Annotated in this window: 16 protein-coding genes and 1 riboswitch; of the genes, 12 read left to right on the top strand and 4 right to left on the bottom strand. The window is 46.3% G+C overall.

Annotated features, from left to right (window positions below):
* Nucleotides 1-60: 60 nt before the first annotated feature.
* Nucleotides 61-483, bottom strand: a complete 423-nt coding sequence (locus LX99_RS22150) for a VOC family protein (protein WP_170122768.1) — start codon at nt 481-483, stop codon at nt 61-63.
* 164 nt (nt 484-647) lie between these two features.
* Here LX99_RS22150 and bshA point away from each other — a divergent pair, with 164 nt between their 5' ends.
* From bshA to LX99_RS22165, 3 genes are all read left to right on the top strand, one after another.
* Complete coding sequence (gene bshA, locus LX99_RS22155; RefSeq protein WP_109609816.1) at nt 648-1790, top strand: N-acetyl-alpha-D-glucosaminyl L-malate synthase BshA; 1143 nt, start codon at nt 648-650, stop codon at nt 1788-1790.
* 105 nt (nt 1791-1895) lie between these two features.
* Nucleotides 1896-2087 carry a hypothetical protein gene (locus LX99_RS22160; protein ID WP_022830213.1) on the top strand — a complete coding sequence of 64 codons (192 nt, stop codon included), beginning with the start codon at nt 1896-1898 and terminating at the stop codon, nt 2085-2087.
* A 109-nt stretch (nt 2088-2196) separates the two neighbouring features.
* Nucleotides 2197-2261: riboswitch (Fluoride riboswitch) on the top strand.
* A gap of 59 nt (nt 2262-2320) precedes the next feature.
* Complete coding sequence (locus tag LX99_RS22165; protein WP_109609817.1) at nt 2321-3697, top strand: voltage-gated chloride channel family protein; 1377 nt, start codon at nt 2321-2323, stop codon at nt 3695-3697.
* A gap of 303 nt (nt 3698-4000) precedes the next feature.
* Here the strand turns inward: LX99_RS22165 and LX99_RS22170 are convergent, their stop codons facing one another.
* Entirely contained in the window at nt 4001-4852 is an 852-nt protein-coding gene (locus tag LX99_RS22170) for a DUF4198 domain-containing protein (protein ID WP_170122769.1), read from the bottom strand.
* A gap of 59 nt (nt 4853-4911) precedes the next feature.
* Between LX99_RS22170 and LX99_RS22175 the strand changes: the two genes are divergently transcribed.
* The 6 genes from LX99_RS22175 (at nt 4912) to LX99_RS22200 (ending at nt 14153) form a co-directional block, all read left to right on the top strand.
* A complete protein-coding gene (locus LX99_RS22175) occupies nt 4912-6891 on the top strand; it encodes an alpha-ketoacid dehydrogenase subunit alpha/beta (RefSeq protein WP_109609819.1) in 1980 nt (659 codons plus the stop codon).
* Between the two features lie 343 nt (nt 6892-7234).
* Nucleotides 7235-7807 (top strand): thiamine diphosphokinase, encoded by a 573-nt coding sequence (locus tag LX99_RS22180; RefSeq protein ID WP_109609820.1) that lies wholly within the window; start codon nt 7235-7237, stop codon nt 7805-7807.
* Between the two features lie 150 nt (nt 7808-7957).
* The gene (locus tag LX99_RS22185) at nt 7958-9100 is read left to right on the top strand and encodes a DUF6515 family protein (RefSeq protein WP_109609821.1); all 1143 of its coding nucleotides are present in this window, start codon (nt 7958-7960) and stop codon (nt 9098-9100) included.
* Between the two features lie 1055 nt (nt 9101-10155).
* The gene (locus tag LX99_RS22190) at nt 10156-11790 is read left to right on the top strand and encodes an ABC-F family ATP-binding cassette domain-containing protein (RefSeq protein ID WP_109609822.1); all 1635 of its coding nucleotides are present in this window, start codon (nt 10156-10158) and stop codon (nt 11788-11790) included.
* Nucleotides 11791-12307: 517 nt separating this feature from the next.
* Nucleotides 12308-13279 carry an aldo/keto reductase gene (locus tag LX99_RS22195; protein ID WP_109609823.1) on the top strand — a complete coding sequence of 324 codons (972 nt, stop codon included), beginning with the start codon at nt 12308-12310 and terminating at the stop codon, nt 13277-13279.
* 61 nt (nt 13280-13340) lie between these two features.
* Nucleotides 13341-14153 (top strand): helix-turn-helix domain-containing protein, encoded by an 813-nt coding sequence (locus tag LX99_RS22200; protein ID WP_109609824.1) that lies wholly within the window; start codon nt 13341-13343, stop codon nt 14151-14153.
* Between the two features lie 99 nt (nt 14154-14252).
* Here LX99_RS22200 and LX99_RS22205 read toward each other — a convergent pair whose 3' ends face one another.
* Complete coding sequence (locus LX99_RS22205; protein WP_109609825.1) at nt 14253-16814, bottom strand: polynucleotide kinase-phosphatase; 2562 nt, start codon at nt 16812-16814, stop codon at nt 14253-14255.
* 16 nt (nt 16815-16830) lie between these two features.
* The gene (locus tag LX99_RS22210) at nt 16831-18261 is read right to left on the bottom strand and encodes a 3' terminal RNA ribose 2'-O-methyltransferase Hen1 (protein ID WP_109609826.1); all 1431 of its coding nucleotides are present in this window, start codon (nt 18259-18261) and stop codon (nt 16831-16833) included.
* A gap of 533 nt (nt 18262-18794) precedes the next feature.
* On the opposite strand from LX99_RS22210, the gene LX99_RS22215 reads away from it, so the two are divergent.
* The 3 genes from LX99_RS22215 to LX99_RS22225 are packed head-to-tail and all read left to right on the top strand — an operon-like array spanning nt 18795 to nt 21037.
* A complete protein-coding gene (locus LX99_RS22215; RefSeq protein ID WP_109609827.1) occupies nt 18795-20198 on the top strand; it encodes an RtcB family protein in 1404 nt (467 codons plus the stop codon).
* Entirely contained in the window at nt 20198-20818 is a 621-nt protein-coding gene (prfH, locus tag LX99_RS22220) for a peptide chain release factor H (protein ID WP_170122770.1), read from the top strand. The genes LX99_RS22215 and prfH overlap by 1 nt, the downstream gene beginning before the upstream one ends.
* Before the next feature lie 27 nt (nt 20819-20845).
* On the top strand, nt 20846-21037 hold the full coding sequence (locus tag LX99_RS22225) for a hypothetical protein (RefSeq protein ID WP_109609829.1): 192 nt from the start codon (nt 20846-20848) through the stop codon (nt 21035-21037).
* Nucleotides 21038-21210: the final 173 nt, after the last annotated feature.

The following is a 21210-nucleotide window of genomic DNA, read 5'->3' on the forward strand; positions in this document are numbered from 1 at the left end:
TAAATATTTTGTCATGCTGAGGAACGAAGCATGACAAAATCACGGAAACTGATTCCGAAATCAAAGCACCTGGTTAAACTCCAGCCGCTCGCCATCCGGCCCGGTGATGTTAAAATATTTGCAGCCGTTTTTCCAGAATTGTAAAAATACCGGCTCCGGTTCGATGATATTAAAACCGGCTTCCTTAACCGCGTTATAAGCTTTATCTATATTATCCACATCAAAAGCAACATGGTCAATATGCCCGTTACGGCGTGAACGGATTTCGGCCAGGCCTGCTTCAGGCAATTGGTATAGCTCCATAATCATGCTGCCGCGCTGCATCATTACGCAGGTGCCGGTGCCGCCGTTATCAGTAAAAGGGGCCTGCATCACCTTGCTAAAGCCCAACCGCGTGTAAAATTGCTGTGATACTTCTATGTCGGTTACAGGCACCCCGATATGCTGAATGCCGTTAATGGTTAAATTAAGATTGCTTTCCATTTTGATAATCAATACGTTGTTGGTTGTAAATCTGTGTTTAAACGGGCAAAACATGTTTAAGTTTTCCGCTGTTATAATCATATTATCATTGCCTTATCATTTTACATAAGCTTAACATTTTTGATGTAAATTGCTGTTAAACTTGCACTAATCAAAACGTATTAATGAAAATCGGAATTGTTTGTTACCCAACCTTTGGCGGAAGCGGGGTTGTAGCTACGGAGCTTGGTAAGGCCCTTGCGGGTCGCGGTCATCAGGTTCATTTTGTTACCTATAACCAGCCGGCGCGCCTGGATCTCTTTTCCGAAAATTTGTTTTACCACGAGGTTTCGGTATCCAACTACCCGCTGTTTGATTTCCCGCCGTATGAGCTGGCCCTGGCCAGCCGTTTGGTTGATGTGGTACGCCATGAGCAACTGGATGTGCTGCACGTTCACTATGCCATACCGCATGCTTCGGCCGCGTTTATGGCTAAGCAAATTTTGATGACCTATGGCATCTACATCCCGGTGGTAACCACCCTGCATGGTACCGATATTACTTTGGTTGGTAAAGACCGCACCTTTAAACCGGTGGTAACCTTTTCCATCAACCAAAGCGATGGTGTTACAGCTGTATCGCAAAACCTTAAAGATGATACCTATAAATTCTTCGAGATAGAAAAGGATATTTTGGTGATCCCTAACTTTATTGATCTGACCCGCTTCAGCCTGAAACCCAAAGATCATTTTAAGAAAGCTATCGCGCCATCGGGCGAAAAAATAATGGTGCATACTTCTAATTTCCGTAAGGTGAAACGTACGGAAGATGTGGTGAAAATTTTTGCGAAGGTGATCAAAAAAATCCCGTCGAAACTGCTGATGGTTGGCGACGGCCCGGAACGTTCCATGTGCGAACAGCTCTGCCGTGATTTGGGTGTGACTGACGATGTACGCTTTTTAGGTAAACAGGACGCCATTGAAGAGATCCTTTCGGTTTCCGATCTGTTCCTGATGCCCTCACAATCCGAAAGTTTTGGCCTGGCGGCGCTTGAAGCTATGGCCTGCAAAGTACCGGTGATCAGCAGTAACGCGGGCGGCCTCCCCGAGTTGAATGTGGATGGGGTAACCGGCTTTTTGAAAGCCCCCGGAGATGTTGACGGGATGGCTGAAAAAGCAATATTTATTTTGGAAAATGAAGAACGTTTAACTACCTTTAAGGAGAACGCGCTGGCCCGTGCCAAAGAGTTCGAGTTATCTACCATTCTGCCTAAATACGAAAACTTTTATCTCGAGGTAATTGAGCAGAGTAAAGCCAAAGCTGTTTAAAGAACAGTTGTAATAAAGCTGATACAGTGCGGCTTTATTATTCAAAAGTTAAATTTTGTCGTTTATATTAATTAACTTAGTTTTTCACTCCTAAAAGTTAAACTTATGGCAAAGCACACACTAAAAAGCGGACAACTCCTTAGGTACATCGGCAAAAAGTGGAGAAACCTCCAGATTGGCCATCCATTAAAATTTATGGGGTACGAGGAAAATGGCTTCGCCGACATCTGGGTAGAGTACCAGGGCAAGTTAATGCTGCTGGCCCTTAAGGATGTGGAAACCTTGAGCCTTGCTTAGGTAGTATAACTTAAGCGATCTGTTATCAGGTCAGGAAAATAGCCTTACTGCTGCATGCGCGCTTAGTAAGGCTATTTTATTTTAAATAAAAACATCCTATCTTAGCGGCATTAAAAAAGGAAATGGTGTCTTCCTACTCAACCGCCCTGAAAAGCTGATGGCGCCTACAGAATAATTAAAACATGGGTTTATAACCTGTGCTAATTTTTTGTGGGCTTTTAAATATCAGCATTATGCAAAACAAGCTTTTCTCATCGCAGCATTTTTCAATTTTAAAAAACGCTTTAAAGTTTACAGTAATTGTTATTCCGGTTGCCATGGTTATAGGCAGCGCGGTAGCTTTGTTCCTATGGGTTTTAAGCCTGGCTATTCATTTCCGTTTTGCGCATAACCGGCTGTTATACCTGTTGCCTTTGGCCGGTATTGCCATTTATTTTATTTATAAGCTTTTCGGCCGTTCGGCCGAAAAGGGCAATAACCTCATTATTGACGAAATTCACACGCCCGGGGGCGGCGTACCTAAACGCATGGCGCCGCTGGTGTTGCTTACCACTATTATCACCCACTTGTTTGGCGGTTCGGCCGGACGCGAGGGTACGGCGGTGCAAATGGGGGGCAGCATTGCCCAGATGATGGGTAAGTGGTTTAACTTAAACCCGGCCGATACGCAAACCTTGCTTACTGCGGGCATAGCCGCAGGCTTCGGGGCTGTGTTTGGCACACCCCTAACGGGCGCTGTTTTTGCCATCGAGGTGCTAACCATTGGCCGGGTACAATACAACGCGCTGTTACCCTGCCTTATAGCGGGCATTACCGGCGATATTACCGTGGCCGCCTGGGGTATACACCACACCGCTTACCATATTGATATTATACCTGCCGCTCCGCATTGGTTTTCGGGTTATGTTTCAGTTGATTTGCTGTTGATTATCAAAATAATTATCGCCTCAATAGCCTTTGGTTTAACCAGCTACCTATTTGCCCGTATGGTGCACGGTATCAAAAGCTTTTTTGTGCGATATGTAAAAACGCCATGGCTTATCCCGGCCATAGGCGGTTTAATTATTATTGCGCTCTTCCTGATCAACGGGAAACCCGATTACCTGAGTTTAGGAGTAGATGCCGAAGATCCGGGCGCGGTTACCATCCCTTCCGCTTTTCATGTCGGCGGGGCAGATACCTGGAGCTGGCTCTGGAAAACTATTTATACTACCGTTACCCTTGGCACAGGCTTTAAAGGCGGCGAAGTTACCCCGCTTTTTTATATCGGCGCTACATTGGGCAACACATTGGCCGCGTTGCTTAACGCGCCGGTAAGCCTGTTTGCCGCTTTAGGCTTTATAGCGGTTTTTGCAGGCGCCACCAATACCCCGCTGGCCTGTACTTTTATGGGGATTGAATTGTTTGGCGGCGAGTATGCGTTGCTTTTCGCGATAGCCTGTATTACAGCGTACCTTTTTAGCGGGCATACCGGCATTTACAGTTCACAACGGATTGGCGTAGGGAAGTTTGACGACACGGACGACAAAACCCTTTCGGACTCGATGAAGCGGGATGGTTACCTATATGAAAAGCTGGCGAAGTATAAATTTTTGAAGAGGAAAGAATAACTGCCTTGTGCTGAATTACTCCTTATTCGCCATGGCAGAAATATGAAAAAGGCGATGATATATTAGTGAGCTTTATTACGTAATTTTCCGGGCGCCTCACCCTTTAGGGCATAGCCGTTAACTAAAGTAAATCATAGAGCCCATGGTCGTTGTGTTATCTTATCACACCGACCATGCTCCAGGGTGGAATGTTATCGTTCAATTAGCGCAACTTCTTTAAATTATGTGGTATGGTGAAAACACCGACTACAGGCTCGAATAGGCTTAAACTGCCACCGAGTCTGCAACTGTCACCAATCAAAATCAGTGTTTATTCCCAAACCCAAACTCGCGGTAAGTATTAGGCTCATCGTCGGTATTGGCAAAGGCGAAAGTGAAAGTGGCGCTCCAGCTTTCGTAGTCGGCTTTTTTATCCTGCGATGGCTCAACGTGGGTTGTGCTGATCATATAAACGCCCTCGCGGCTTAATTTAAAAAACACCAGCCCGCTACCGTCTGTTAGTAGTTTTTGAGGGATTACGGTACCGTTAATGGTGCGTACATATTGAATTACCACCGCGTCTTTTAAAGGTTTACCTTTAAAAAGCACCTGCGCGGTAACATCATCGCCATAAGCGGCTTTATAGGGGTTTTGTTGTATCACAATTTCGTAATCCTGGCCTAAGGGCTTATCGAAGTCTTTTCCACTGGCCTTGTCAACAATAACCAGGGTTTTGGTATAGCGGTGAAACCTTTCCACAAAGTACTGCTGACTGCTGGCTTTCGCGTCTTCGGCCATTTTATCAAGGCCCTCACTCTCCAGGTTTCGTAAAAACTTGTTTCGTTCCGATTCTGTTTCGTCTTCCCGTTGCAGTTCAAAAAGTGCCAGTCCCGGGTTTTGCATCGGGTAACTCAGCAACACACTATCGGTGGGGTTACCGCTTTTGGATACGTCTGTTTTTTTTGATCCTTCGTACAGCATAAACTTAGTGGCTTTGGCTGTCGCTGATTTAAATTCATTGTCGGTTTTAAACTCGCTGCCGCTTAACAGGTGCAGGTTAAGCTTATCACCTTTATGTACAAAAAAAGTTCGTGGCAATAAAAAGAAGTCCTGCGCGCCGGCGGTAAATCCGCATAGCCATAGCAGCACAAAAAGCAAAATACGCTTATGTTTCATAGTTTTTGGATAGTAACACCAAACATACAAAGTTTTGAAAACTTCAGTAGTTTTACAGTATGATTTTTGACAGGAAAAACCTCGATAATGAAACCCTGCTGGCATTTTATAAAAAATTGCTGTTTCCCCGCATGGTTGAAGAGAAGATGCTGATACTGTTAAGACAGGGGCGCATTGGCAAGTGGTTTTCGGGTATTGGCCAGGAAGCTATAGCTGTTGGCAGTACCCTGGCCATGAATGCCGATGAGTACATTTTACCCATGCACCGTAACCTCGGTGTTTTTACAACAAGGGAGATTCCGCTTTCGCGCCTGATGGCGCAATGGCAGGGTAAGCCCTCGGGTTTTACCAAGGGGCGCGACCGTTCATTTCATTTCGGTACGCAGGAGTATAAGATCATCGGGATGATTTCGCACCTCGGCCCGCAGCTTGCCCTGGCCGATGGCATTGCCCTGGCTGACGTGTTATCTAAAAGGAAAAAATCGACATTGGTTTATACCGGCGAGGGCGGCACCAGCGAAGGCGATTTTCACGAAGCGCTGAATATCGCTTCGGTATGGAAGCTGCCGGTGATATTTTTAATTGAAAATAATGGTTATGCCCTCTCTACGCCAACCAGCGAGCAATACAATTGCCGCGAACTGGTTGATAAGGCTATTGGCTATGGTATTGAAGGCCGCCGGATAGATGGAAATAACATATTGGAGGTTTACCACACCATTACCGAATTAAATAAAGCCATCCGCGAAAACCCACGCCCGGTTTTGCTGGAGTGCATGACTTTCAGGATGCGCGGCCACGAAGAAGCCTCGGGGATTAAATATGTACCGCAAAACCTGTTTGAATGGTGGGCAGCTAAAGACCCGGTTACCAACTTCGAAAAATACCTGCTTGCGTCGGGGGTATTGTTAAAAGACCAAATCCCGGCGATCAGGCAGGAGTTCAGCAAAATTATTGAAAACGAGATAGAAAAGGCCGATGCAGAGCCTGATATTGTACCGGATATAGCTACCGAATTGAAGGATATGTATGCGCCTTACAGATTCGCGGTAGCGCAACAACCGGCACTCCCCGTTACCAATAAGCGCTATATAGATGCCATTAGCGATGGCCTGAAAAGCGCGATGCGAAGGCACAACAACCTGGTAATTATGGGCCAGGATATTGCCGAATACGGCGGTGCCTTTAAAATTACCCAGGGTTTTGTTGAAGAGTTTGGAAAAAGCCGGGTACGCAATACCCCCATTTGCGAATCGGGCATTGTGGGCGCGGCCATGGGGCTTGCGCTTAACGGCTACAAGGCCATTGTTGAAATGCAGTTTGCCGATTTTGTGAGCTGTGGCTTTAACCAGATTGTGAATAACCTGGCCAAAACACATTACCGCTGGGGCCAGGGAGTTGATGTGGTGATCAGGATGCCGGCAGGTGCGGGCACCGGCGCCGGGCCGTTCCACTCGCAAAGCAACGAGGCCTGGTTTACCAAAACTCCCGGGCTAAAAATAGTGTACCCCGCTTTCCCGGCAGATGCCAAGGCATTGCTGCTGGCCGCGGTTGATGACCCGAACCCGGTACTTTATTTTGAGCATAAGTATTTATACCGCGGCATTCACGGCGATGTGCCCGATGGTGATATGATGATTGAAATAGGCAAGGCTAACGTCATCAGGCAAGGTAGCCAGGCCAGCATCATCACCTTTGGTCTGGGCGTGCATTGGGCTATGGAATACGCGGAAAAACATCCGGATCAATCTGTCGAGATTATTGATTTGCGCAGCCTGCAGCCCTGGGATCAGGAAGCAGTTGAAGCAAGCTTAAAAAAAACAGGCAGGGCGCTGGTGCTGCATGAAGATACGCTTACCAGCGGTTTTGGCGCCGAAATTGCTGCCCACCTCTCTGAACATTGTTTTAAATACCTCGACGCCCCGGTAATGCGTTGCGGCAGCCTGGACACCGCCATCCCGATGAGCAAAGCCCTCGAAGAGCAGTTTCTGGCGAAGGCCCGGCTGGAGGAAACGATGCAGAAGTTATTGGGGTATTGAGGCGTGTAGCCGCTCGCGATAAAGTTCTTGTCGCTCAAGGGGGATCGTAATAAAATACACACACTATTTGCGCTGGATACCAATTATGAGCAATCGGATGTTTGAGCTTGTGATCGGTGTTTTCACCGCACCACCCTTATGCTATCGGCAGATTGCTCCAAATTAAACATTACACTATTAAATCATGGGGTACGTTTAAAACACCGACCACTGGCTTGAATATCGACAAAGGGAGCTTTAGCACCACCCTTCCGTCATAAAATGTTAATTGGCCGTTGGTTTCCGATAAAAATCTCATCTTTATATTTTCATTTAATATTCATCTCGTCCATCTACATTAGCAATGTCATCACACCATATTGTTCGCGAAAAACAGGAGCCTGCCTTACTGGTGTTAAGTATGGATGCTTTTGATGAGGAGATGCTGGGGCAACTGCTGGAATGGAGCCCTACAGTGCTCTGCACAACCGACATGGCCGAAAAGCTGGACGCGCTGGGTACTAAGGTTGACTGGATAGTTGGTGATGGTGATTGGAGCCATTTTCAATCGGATGTGAAAGTGATGCCGGTTGGTAGTGACAAGCCTCCTGTAACAGCATTAAAATACCTGGTAGCAAATAGTTACCCGGCGGTTAATGTGGTTACCGACCGTTTTAGCGAAACTGATTATTTGTTTTATGCAGATAAAATCAACCTTGTGGTTTTCTGCAAAAAACAAAAGATTTACCCGGTTGGTCCGGGTTTCAGCAAATGGAAGCCCGCCGGCGAAGTGATTGAAATACTATCTTCTCCGGTAGCTTTGCAGGTAAACGGGCTTGAAATTTTGAGCGGAAACAGGTATCAAACCACGGGCGACGGTTTTTTCAGCCTGCAGTTTGAACAGCCTTTTTTGTTTATTGCCGAGGATGTGGAGTAGCGAAACCGTTAGTAACTACGTACAGGCAAAAAATGGTTCGCTTTTTGAGTAAAAATAATTAAAAACGCATTAAACCGTTTAAACTTTTAATAGTCTATATATTTATATCAGCAAAAATACCCTGCTGATCTGTTAAAAAAATCTTTCATCATGAAAAGGACATATAAAAATCTGTTAACAATCGCTTTGGGGGGCTTGTTGAGCTTATCCTTAGCATTCAATGCCGATGCACAACGCGGTGGTGGATCTCGTGGCGGTGGTGGAGGCGGCGGAGGCGGTTCACGCCCGTCTGGCGGTGGTGGCGGAGGCGGCGGTTTTTCCCGTCCTTCCGGTGGTAGTTTTTCCCGTCCGTCTCAATCATTTGGCGGCGGCCAGGCAATTGCCCCTCCTTCACGTAGTTATGGTGCAAGCCCACGTGGCAGCATAGGCAGTTCAATCAGCCCGTCGTCAGGGCAACAGTATGGTGGTCGCGGCAGTTACGGAATCAGGCCAAACCCATCATCGGTAGCGCCTCAACGTAGTTATGGCAGCACCGGTCGTACCGTATATGGCGGTATTGGCGGCCGTGGAAGCTACGCTACTGTAGACGGACGTTCCTATAACGGCGGCCGTGGCAGTTTTTACCGCGGCGGTAACTACAGCTATGGTGGCCGCAGAGTTTATCCGGGCACTTATGGTTACGGTGGCCATTATGGCGGTCGCGGTGGTTATTTTGGTAACCACTACTATTATCCGTACCGCAATTATTACTGGTCATATTATTACCCACGTTTAGGTTTTAGCATTGGCTACCTGCCATACGGCTACTATCCATTCTGGTGGGGCGATTACCAGTACTATTATGCCGATGGTTTATACTATCGTCAATATAATGATCAATATACTGTAGTTGAGCCGCCGGTAGGCGCAGAAATTAAAAACCTGCCTTCAGGTGCTGAATCAATCATGATCAATGGCGAACAGTATTATGAATTAAATGGCGTTTATTATCAGCCATATACCAAGGATGACGGCACAACCGTATATGTAATTGCCGGTAAAGACGGTCAGTTAAATACCGATCAGGGCGGAAGCGGCGATTACGATCAGGGCCCGCAAATGGGTGATATTGTAACCCAATTGCCTCCTGATTGCAGGAAGATCAAAATAAACGGCGAAAAGCTGTTTGTATCTCCCGACGGCTTTTATTACCAGGAAACCGAGCAGAATGGCAGCAAGGCTTACAAAATTGTAGGTACCCCTTCTGATGACCCGGCAGATAACGGTGATGGCAGCGATCAAAGCTCTGATTAAGGTAATTAATAAAAATTCAATATATATCCGAGGCTGCTTCTGTAAAGAGGCAGCCTTTTTTAATGGCCGGAGGCGTGAATAAATGAGTAATGGCGGAAACCGGCTTATATCCGTTTATACGGCAAAATCAACGCGATAGACGGTTAATTTCGAGGTAATAGCTGCTTGAACGGATAACTGTGATCTTTGATAATACGAGTTACTTATGCTTAGCCAAATAAAATATAACATTAAAAAAAACAATGCGCTGCCCCTGTACGGCGCATTATTTATTAACTAAAACTGTATTTTTTAATAAAAAAACACAAATTAAAGAACACTAGGGAATATCGTTAAAACCGGTGATGAACTGGTTAGCTAAGGATTGAAAATGTTAAATATTGGTTACGGAAAACCAGATAATGAAGCAATAGGTAGCATAAACGCCGCGAATATATGAAGATGGAACGCAATGGCCCGTTTTATATAGTTATAACTTAAGCTATAGACGTATTTGATAAGCAAACGTTACAATCTGCAAAAAATTTCATTCGCGGTAATTTATTTTTAACTGTCGTTTAAATCTGTTTGCGCACCCCCGGTGTCGTATTGCACAGCCCCTTAGTGGTAAACCGGGGGATTATAATTGGATGATTTTTTCAATTTGTGCGATCCCGCGCCTGATTTATGATAAGGTTGTTGCAATATTTATCGGGCAAAGTTTCCTCCCTTCCCTTTTTATAAATATTATGTCGTGAAATTAAGAAATTATTTCACAATTATCCAATACGTTTTAGGTAGCAATCGGGATTTTGTTTAACCTAACTATAAAAAACCTTAAACAATAGTTACATAAATGACAAGGTTCATTGCTGGTTAGGCAAAATCGGTCTCAAAAGCTTTTTAAAGAGCTATAACATCCTTAAATAATTATGGCCGGTACAATAACAGGTTGCTGAACCAATTATAATGAAGTGTTTAAAGCTAACCGTTTGCCGGTTTTGCACCTGTCATTTCTTTAGCTGTAATCCTGTGTCTTTCACTTATCTTTGCGCAAAATTCAATATCTCCATATAGTGATTAATGTCAACAATATTTCGGTTTCGTTTGGCGGAACCACCTTGTTCAGCGATGTAACCTTCTCTATCAATGAGAATGATAAAATTGCCCTGATGGGTAAAAACGGTGCGGGCAAATCAACCATCCTTAAAATAATTGCCGGTGCGGCTAAGCCTACATCTGGCAATGTAACCGGCCCTAAAGATGCCGTAATTGCCTATTTGCCGCAGCATTTGCTAACTGAAGACAACGTTACCGTTTTTGAAGAAACAATGAAAGCTTTTGACGAAGCTAATAAAATGCAAAAGGAGCTTGAGGAAGTTAATGAGCAGCTTAACATCCGTACCGACTATGATAGCGACGATTATATGAAGCTCATTGAGCGGGTATCTGAACTGAGCGAGAAAGTGTATTCGCAGGAAGAGGTAAATTACGATGAGGAAGTTGAAAAAGTATTAAAAGGGCTTGGCTTTGAGCGAAAAGACTTTACGCGCCAAACTTCTGAATTTTCGGGCGGCTGGCGTATGCGTATCGAACTGGCAAAAATACTTTTGAAAAAGCCCGATCTGATCTTGTTGGATGAGCCTACCAATCACATGGATATCGAGAGTATCCAATGGCTGGAAGATTTCCTGGTAAACTCGGCCAAGGCGGTGATGGTGATCTCGCATGACCGTGCTTTTGTAGACAATATCGCCAACCGTACCATCGAGGTTACGATGGGCAGGATCTATGATTATAAGGCTAAGTACAGCCATTATCTTCAGTTACGTGCCGAGCGCCGGGTGCACCAGCTTAAGGCCTACGAGGAACAACAGCGTTTTATTGCCGATAACCAGGAATTTATAGATCGGTTTAGGGGAACGTATTCCAAAACGTTACAAGTGCAATCGCGTGTAAAAATGCTCGAAAAGCTGGAGATCATCCAGATAGATGAGGTTGATACTTCGGCGTTGCGGTTGAAATTTCCGCCCTCGCCCCGCTCCGGCCAATACCCCGTGATGGTGGAAGACCTCACAAAAAAATATGGCGGCCACGTAGTGTTTGAGAAGGCGGCCATGGTTATTGAACGCGGCGAAAAAGTGGCTTTTGTTGGTAAAAACGGCGAAGGTAAATCAACCATGATCAAAGCAATTATGGGCGAAATTGACTTTGAAGGAAGCTTAAAAGTTGGCCATAACGCTAAAATCGGCTACTTTGCCCAAAACCAGGCTTCGTTGTTGGATGAAAATTTAACAGTATTTGAAACTATCGACCAGATTCCCTTAAGCGACGGCACGATAAAGATCAAAGACCTGTTGGGCGCGTTTATGTTTAGCGGCGACGATACCACCAAAAAAGTAAAGGTACTTTCGGGCGGCGAAAAAACACGTTTAGCTATGATCAAGTTGTTGCTTGAACCGGTAAACGTATTGATACTGGATGAGCCAACCAACCATTTGGATATGAAGACCAAGGATATCATCAAAGATGCCCTGCGCGACTTCGACGGTACGTTGATCCTCGTTTCTCACGACCGTGACTTCCTGGATGGCCTGGTGAAAAAGGTGTTTGAATTTGGCAACAAACGCGTACGTGAACACTTTGAGGATATAAAAGGGTTTTTAGCGTATAAAAAAATGGATAGCCTGAAGGAGATTGAGCAGAACTAAATGATTGGTTATTAAAATATTGTTTGCGGGTGATGTTTTTATGATCTTATCCGCGATAGCTGCACTTGATTATAATCGGCCCCCCCTTTCAATTTAAGGCGTTAAATTATCAAGCGGGATGCCTGTTTATTACCGCTGTATTTAAGTAAACACAATTTTAATCTCCGAAAACGCGGCTTACCTTATCTGGATTGGCGCTGCCGTGCATAGCAATCGATTTTAAAAAAGATGCCCGCTGCAAGAGGATAACTAAGAGATTTTCACACGAATTTTTATTAGAGTAAAATTTGAAATTCGTGTAATTCGAATAATTGTGGACAGTTTGAAAATCAATTCGTGTAGAAATTTCTTACCGCGATTTCTTCAAATGGATGCAATTAATTTTAAAAGTAATTTTCGCGAGTTGCACAACCGGGGCTGTTTGAGCCGAACAGGCAACAAAATTGAGCCGTAGGCGAAAACCCTCGCCCTGCAAACAGGCTGATCTTTGTATCGTTAAACATTAAAACATCAATCAATGACAACGATATCAAAAATACAACTGGGCAACAACGGCCCGCTGGTTTCAAAATTAGGATTAGGCTGCATGCGCATGTCGTCGGTATGGGGAAGCAAGGCTAATGATGAAGCCGAAAGCATAGCCACCATAAACGAAGCGCTGGATAAGGGAATAAACTTTTTAAACACCGGCGATTTTTATGGTGCCGGCCATAACGAACTATTGGTGGGCAAAGCTGTTAAAGGCCGTCGCCACGATGCGTTTATCAGCGTAAAATTCGGCGCTATTTTCCATAACGGGCAATGGCTTGGTTTAGATCTGAGGCCCATCGCCATTAAAAACTTTATCAATTATTCGCTGGTAAGGTTAGGCATCGATACGATTGATCTGTACCAGCCCTGCCGTATGGACAACAGCGTGCCGGTAGAGGATATAATGGGCACCGTGGCCGATTTAATTAAAGAGGGGAAAGTGCGCCACCTGGGCGTATCGGAGATCACTGCTGATCAGCTGCGCAAAGCCAACAGCGAATACCCGGTATCGGCGCTGGAAATAGGTTATTCGTTAGCCGACCGCCAGATAGAGGCCGACCTTTTGCCGACAGCTAAAGAATTAGGCATAACCGTAGTAGCCTTCGCCAATACTGCCGAGGGTTTGTTAACCGGCGATATGAAAGCGCCGCTGCCTGCCGATAGCTATCATAACCATTTTTCCCGCTTCCAGGGCGATAACCTGGTGAAAAACCTCGAAAAGGTAGAAGTGTTTAAGCAAATGGCAGCAGATAAAGGCTTCACGCCAACCCAACTGGCCATTGCCTGGGTAAACGCTCAGGGCCATCACATTATGCCGCTGGTAAGCATGAGCCGCCGCTCAAGGTTGCCCGAAAACATCAAAGCCATGGAAATTGAATTTACTGCCGCAGAAATGGATTTGCTTAATACCGAATTTGCTCCTGGAGCTATATTGGGCGGCACCTACCTGCAACGATAATCAATAACCATAACCGGGGGGCTTGCATATGAGCCCCTCTTGTTTTATATCTTTACCTGAAATGATCAATCCAACCGAAATTGTGCCCGGGGTTATTTTTTACTCATACCTCTCGGCCATGCGAAAAGATAAAGTCGGCTTTTTAAAGCACAACACGCTGGTGATGCAGGTTTCGGGATTATTTACGCTCGAAACGGCCACGCAAAAAATATCCATGCGCAGGGGCCAGATGCTGCTGATCGGTAAAAACCAGTTAGGGCAGATCACCAAAACACCCCTCCCCGGCGAAAACTATGAAACCATTGTAATCTCTTTACAGGAAGATCTGCTCAGGAAAATAGCCTTGGAAGAACGGATAGAGATAACCGAAAAATATGTTGGTCCGCAAAATATCCTGGTGCCGCGGGATGCCTTTTTGCAGGGATATTTTCAATCGGTAGTACCTTATGTACGTAACCCCGGCGAGAAGATAACAAGCGAGATGGGCATCTTAAAGGTAAGGGAAGGCGTGAAATTGTTACTGAACGCAATGCCCGGATTGAGCAAGTTTTTATTTGATTTTTCAGACCCGTATAAAATCGATCTGGAAGAATTTATGCTGAGCAATTTTCATTACAATATCCCGGTAGAAAAATTCGCGCAGCTAACCGGGCGCAGCCTCGCCGGTTTTAAGCGCGATTTTCAAAAAACGTTTAACTCTTCGCCCCGGCACTGGCTGCAGGAACGCAGGCTAACCGAGGCCCTGCACCTTATTGAACACAAAAACAAAAAACCATCGGCCATTTACCTCGATCTGGGCTTTGAAAGCCTTTCGCACTTTTCGCATTCCTTTAAAAAGCGGTTTGGTAAAACTCCCACCGAATGGGCGGCGTAGGTGACAAACCCGCACCAAACCTGCGATAGTGCCGTGTTCTGAGAATCTAAGGATCAACTGTTTAGCATTGATTGAATGCTAAACAGTTAAGCTTAATGATTACAACCTCGGGTCTACCGGTTCGCTTTCCATAGCCAGTACGCCAAATACGCATTGATGTACACGCCTTAAAGGTTCCTTATCGGTAAAACGCTGCAGGCCTTCAATGCCCAGGGCAAATTCGCGCATGGCCATACCTCGCTTAGCATTGAGGCCCCGTTGTTTAAGGCGTTCCAGGTTTTCGGGGGCCGTATATTCCGGGCCGTAGATGATCCTGAGATACTCGCGCCCCCTTATTTTAATAGCCGGTTGAATTAAACCTTTACCGTTTTTTTCAATAAAACTATAGGGTTTAACAACCATACCCTCGCCGCCTTTACCGGTTAAGTTTAACCACCATTCGGTAGCTCCCTGTATATCGGCAGCGTTATCAAGTTCAACTATCCTGTAAGGAGTAGCTAACAACAGGGCCTCATCGGCCTGGCAGATTTTTTTAATCTCTTCCATATGCCACTCGTGGTTTTGGCTTGTCCACTGTTTACCTTCCGAAGCAAGGATATGGAAAGGTGCCAGTTTATAATCATCAATACTGTTAACCTCCCAGCAATATTGCCTGTAGGCATTGATAAACTGCCCGGCTTCTTTCGCCCTCAAACTATATTCATCCAGCAAAGCCTGCCCGCTGGCATCCCTGCTCACCAGTTTCTCCAAAGCAGCCTTTGCGCTAAAGAGCGCGTTTGTGGCCGCACTGCCTACCTGCGCGTATTGCGATTGTAACAGCGTTTGCGCTTTGGCATTCCAGGGCATCAGTTCGGTATCCAAACAAACCCAATCCGTATTGAACTGGTTATAAAAGCCCGAAGCTTCAAGCGCTTGATTAAGCCGCTGCAATATAGCCTGTTCGGTTTCCTGATCATTAAAAAAGGCCCTGCCGGTGCGGGTGTAAATAGTGCCGATACCTTCGCCGCTGATGCCGAATGCTTTACTTATGGCGGTTTCATTACGCCCCACAATAACCACAGCTCTCGAGCCCATGTGCTTTTCCTGGCAAACAACTTTGTTAATGCCGGCAGTTTGATAGTATTCAAATGCCTCGGCCGGGAACTCCAGGTAGTTATCCAGGGTACTTGTTTTGGATGGGCTCATGGTAGGCGGCAAATAGATCAACCATTTCGGGTTGATGGCAAAGCGGCTCATTACTTCCAGCGCTGCTATCGCATTTTCTTCACGGATGGTGATGTTGTTTGCCAGCCTTGTTTCAACTATGTGCCTGCCGGTAAATTCGGCAATATCAAGTACGGTATCATTTTCCTGTTGCAAGGTAAGGTTAGCTGACTGCGCTTTACCATGATCCAGGGGCTTCGCCGGGATACAATACACTTCGGCTGCCTTTACGGCAACCAGTTCACGTTCGGGATAGCGCAGGGCTGTTAACGAGCCTCCAAATACGCAGCCTGTATCAATATCAATGGTATTGTTGAGCCATTGTGCTTCGGGTACAGGGGTGTGCCCGTAAACCACCATCGCCTTTCCGGAGTATTCGCTTGCCCAGTTCAGGCGCACGGGCAAACCAAACTCATCGATCTCGCCGGTGGTTTCACCATAGTAGCAAAACTCGCGCACTGCGCCCGAGCCGCGGCCATGCATATTTTCCTTAAGGCCGGCATGCGCTACTACCAGCTTTCCGCCGTCAAAAACGTAGTGGCTTACCAATTGATCTAAAAAGCGTTTTACCTGTTCCTTAAACTGAGGTGTTTCCAGGCTAAGCTGATCAATCGATTCCTGAAGGCCGTGCGTTGGCTGTACATTTTTACCGTTAAGCCAGCGCACCAGTTTAATATCATGGTTACCAGGTACGCAGTAGGCATTACCTGCCGTGGTCATGTTCATTACCAACCTGAGCACTTCGGGCGTTTTAGGGCCGCGGTCAACAAGGTCGCCTACAAAAACGGCTTTTCGGCCTTCGGGATGCGCCCAGGTACCACTATTATTATCATAACCAAGCTTAGTTAAAAGACCGGCCAGTTCATCATAACAGCCATGCACATCGCCTATAATGTCCAGCGGACCAGCCTCCTCCTTTTTATTGTTGTATAAGGGATCGCGTACAATGGCGGTGATAGTGTCTACCTCTTCGGGCGAGCGCAACTCGATGATATGCCTGAAACCTTCAACCTTCAGTTTTTTTAAGCTGCGCTTTAGTTGGGCTATATGCTGCGGGATAACGTGGGCGCCAAAATTCCGGTCGGGCCGCAAGGCGTTGCGCCGGGCGCATACGTTTTCGGGCATGTTCAAAATAATGGCTACCGGCAGGCAGTGGTATTCGCGGGCCAGGTTTATCCAGTCTTTGCGTGCTTCCTCCTGCACGTTGGTGGCATCAATTACAGTTAGTAAACCGTTTTTTAAACGCATCCCGGCAATATACCGGGCCAGCGCGAAGGCATCGGCTGATGCGGCCTGATTATTTTCATCATCACTTACCAGGCCGCGGCAGGTATCTGAGGATACGATTTCCGTAGTCTTAAAATACCTGCGCGCAAATGATGATTTGCCCGAACCTGTAGCGCCCATCAGTATTACCAATGATAGCTCGGGTATTTGTATAGTTTTATTGGTCGACATTTTTGATCTTTAAAAATTAAATAAACTGACCGGCATCTTTTACGCGGATACAAAACACAGCCATCTGGCTTAATGAACCTACCGCCGGGTCTGATTCGCCTATCGGTTTAAATATTACATCGTAGTTGTACTTAAGGGCCAGGCTGGTTCCCCATGCTTCAAACTGTTTTCGTGTCCACTCAAAACGGTGGTCGGTATGGCGCATTTTACCACCCTCTAAGTTTTCGAACTTTACGTTGTACTCCGCGTTGGGCGTGGTAACTACCACTACTTCGGGCTTTGCATACTCAAAAACTGAGCGCTCCAGGGCTGCCAGCCGTGCTTCGTCAAGGTGTTCAATTACTTCAACCAGTGCAGCGCCGTCAAACCCTTCCAACCGCCTATCACGATAGGTAAGCGATCCCTGGATCAGTTTTACACGCTCACGCTGTTTTTCGGGCAGGCGCTCCAACCTTAAACGGCTTTTAGCTATCTCGAGCGAGCGGTAGCTTACATCCATACCCAGTATAAATTCAAACTGTTTCTCGGCCATTAATAATTTCATGAGTTTGCCTTCGCCGCAGCCCAAATCTGCTACACGTTTTGCCCCGGCCGCTAATAGTTCATTGCGGGCGGCCAGCAGGCGCAGATCATGAATGCGAGGTTTTGGATCGGCGGGTTCAACAGGGTTCTCCTCCGCTTCTGTTTTTTCGTCGGTTTCTTCCTCCATCTCATCCTCATTCACCAAAACCTCGAAAGCGAGGTTAGTTAGTTTACGCTGATTTTTAAGATAGCGGCGCACAATGAGTTCCCGGGCCGGATGCGTTTCGAGCCAGGCCTTACCTTTATCAAGCAATTTTTCGATCTCATCCTTCGCAATCCAGTAATGCTTATCGTTATCGCAAACCGGGATCAATACATATAAATGCGAAAGCAGTTGCTGCAGGGTGATGGTATTGGTTAACTCTACGGTAAAATAACGGCTCATACCCCATTCAGGAAAAGCCGGATCGAGCGGGTGCTGTGTAGCTGCAACCGTGTAACCGAGCGGCTCAAATAACGCGTTAAGCAACCCTTCGCCGCCACGTACAGGCAACACCGAAAGTTTTGCAACAAAAGGCATGGCAACATCAAGCAGTTCGGGTTTATCTTTACAACGGCCATTTAATGCCGATGAAAATGCTTTGGCAATAGCCGCGCTCATAAACGAACTGCATACATAAGGGCGATCATTCACATATTGCTCCAGCGCGAAATCGTTGCCCTTTGGCCCGGCGCTTCGTACCAATCCTATCGGATCAATATCCAGCAACAAGGCGGCGGTGCATTGATCCGCGCTTACTTCGGGATAAAAAATATGAGCCTTGCCGGCCGATAACTCCACTTGCTGGATCCTGCCGGGGTGCTTATGCAGCAAAAAGCTCAGATCATCTGCGGGGGTATGCGTTGTGGTTATGGTTAATAACATTTGTGTAAATTATTTCTTTTGATTTGTAGGTATAGGTTATCGTTGCAACCAGTTTACAATGATACAAAAGTATAACCGAGCTGCGCAGTGTATTTGCGCAGAGAAAATATTTTAAGATATTTTCAAAAACAAAATCCTATCTTTGCCGCAATTCCTGATTTATTAACTTTTTAAACATCAAGGAATCATGACAGAGCAACGCTACATATCGCCCCTTTCGCTCATTGCCCAATAAGGCAGTAAAACACTGTATTTTATTGTATTGAAATAATTGCATGGCTGGATCGCCATGCCTGTAAGTGTTTTGCCTGTCGCCGTTACCGGGTTTCCTGAGCGCTGTTAAAAAGGGTATATCCTCATCTTCGGGGATAAACGGAAGCCAACCATCAATTTAAAACATTTATTGACCTGCGCAAATGCGTGTATAAACTATTGTGCCGTAAATATTGGCGCTGTTTTGCATCGCGTTAGCAAGATTAAAAAAACACCCGGCGAGGCCAAAGCGTGCTTTCCGGGAATAAAATATAACCCACATGGGCAATTTAAGAACAAAAGATCTGAGTAAAATAGGTTATCATAATGATCAGCTACGAAGCCTGGTTATTGGCATAGCCTCAAAAAATTTTAAACACTATAGCAAACAGCAATTGCTTGATCTGCTGGTGGAAATAAAAAACAATCCGGAAGCATTCCTGGATAATGAGCTTACAGCCAAGATAGCACAAAAGGTGATCGGCAAAACCGATGGCCCGGCGTTTAAGGCTTATGAGCTGCGTGACGAACCTGTATTTTGCAAAACCTACGGCGGCAAGGGAATCGAAACATCGGCCAAAAAACAAATGGAGCTGGCTAACCTGCTGCCGGTGAGCGTACAAGGCGCGCTGATGCCCGACGCGCATATGGGCTTCGGGTTGCCTGTTGGCGGGGTACTGGCTACCGATAACGCGGTGATCCCCTACGCGGTAGGTATGGATATCGGCTGCAGGATGGCCTTGTCTGTTATCGACGAAACTGACGGATTCCTGAAGCGTTTTGATTATCAAATTAAACAAGCCTTGAAAAACCATACCCACTTTGGCATGGAAGGCGGACTGGATGTGAGGCAGGAGCATGAGGTGCTGGATAACCTGCTGTTTCGTGAAATGCAGCTTTTAAGGCCGTTGCACGGCAAAGCCGCGAGGCAATTAGGAACATCGGGCAACGGCAACCATTTTGTGGAATTTGGCGAAATAGAACTTTTGGCTGATAACGCCTTAGGTTGTTTGCCGGCTAAAAAGTATGTTGCGCTGTTATCGCACTCCGGCAGCCGTGGTTTAGGTTCGGCCATAGCAAGGCATTTTACACAAATAGCCATGAATACCTGCAAGCTGCCCCGCCATGCGCAGCAACTGGCCTGGCTTGATCTGGATACCGAAGCCGGGCAGGAGTACTGGCTGGCCATGACCCTTGCCGGCGATTATGCAAAAGCCTGCCACGAGCGCATCCACTCCAACCTGCTGAAGGCCCTGGGCCTGGAAGCTTTGCACGTGGTAGAAAACCATCACAACTTTGCCTGGAAAGAGCAACTGGCCAATGGCCGGGAGGTGATTATGCACCGTAAAGGCGCTACCCCTGCACATGCCGGTGAACTGGGTATTATTCCCGGCAGCATGACCACCCCAGCCTACCTGGTATCGGGCAAAGGTGTAGGCGACGCGCTGTATTCGGCATCGCACGGCGCGGGCAGGGCCATGAGCAGGCAAAAAGCTAAGGAGAGCATGACCGTATCCGCCATGAAAAAGCTGTTGAGCGGCGCCGGCGTTGCGCTGATTGGCGGTACGGTGGAAGAAAATCCTTTGGCTTATAAGGATATCGAAACCGTAATAGCCGCCCAGCGCGACCTGGTTGATATTCAGGGCCGGTTTTTTCCGCGGATTGTACGAATGAATAAGGAGTAATGATGAAAAAGATAATGATCCAGGTTACATCAGGCAAAGGCCCGGCAGAATGCTGCCGGGTTGTAGCCTGCGTACAAAGCCTGATGATGAAGCAGGCCAAAAAACAAAACATCAACTTACAGGTACTCGAAAACAAAGCCGCCGGGTTAAACGGCACTTTACTATCGGCAACCATGATGGCCGAAGGCGACCAGCTTGATGCTTTCATTACAGAATGGGTCGGCACCATCCAATGGATAGCGCAAAGCCCTTACCGAAAGTTTCATAAACGCAAAAACTGGTTTGTAGGCGTAGCCGCTTTTGATGTGAAGGAACTAATGCAATGGAATCCCAAAGATGTGAAACTGGAAACAATCCGCGCCTCAGGCCCCGGTGGGCAAAACGTTAACAAGGTTGAAACGGCTGTCAGGGCTACGCATATGCCATCGGGCCTGCAGGTGTTAGCGATGGATAGCCGCTCGCAGCTTGAAAATAAAAAGTTGTGTTTGGCCCGGCTGGAGGCTAAGGTGATGGTTTGGCAAACCGAGCACCTGGTGGCGCAGCAGCAAAGCCAGTGGATGGAACATCATATGCTGGAGCGCGGCAACCCGGTTAAAACAATTAAGGCGGACTTGTATTAGGATATAAAACCTTGTTTTTTTGTTTAAATGTATAGTAATTATGTACACGATAGCCGCTTGAAAGTGTTTGTATTTTTATTTGATCGCCTGCTGATGTTTGCTTCTTCAGAAACTAACACCTTATTTTTGCCGGTTGATCTGCTTAACGCGGCAATGACGGGTAACAACATCCGTTCCCGTAGTGTTCTGGATAAGAAAAACAATTTTACCGAAATATAAAATCTGTATTTTTTGGGCCCTTCCAATTATCTATATTTGCCAGCAATCAATTATAAGTGTTTTTTTAACAATTAATCGCATTTCCGGAACAGGGTAGTCACCTATGTGGCGTTGGCCTGCCGGGTTGTGCTTTGAGATCGTATAGAACGGTAGATGATAACCTTTAAATAATA

The organism is Mucilaginibacter oryzae (genome assembly GCF_003148845.1).
Taxonomy (GTDB): domain Bacteria; phylum Bacteroidota; class Bacteroidia; order Sphingobacteriales; family Sphingobacteriaceae; genus Mucilaginibacter; species Mucilaginibacter oryzae.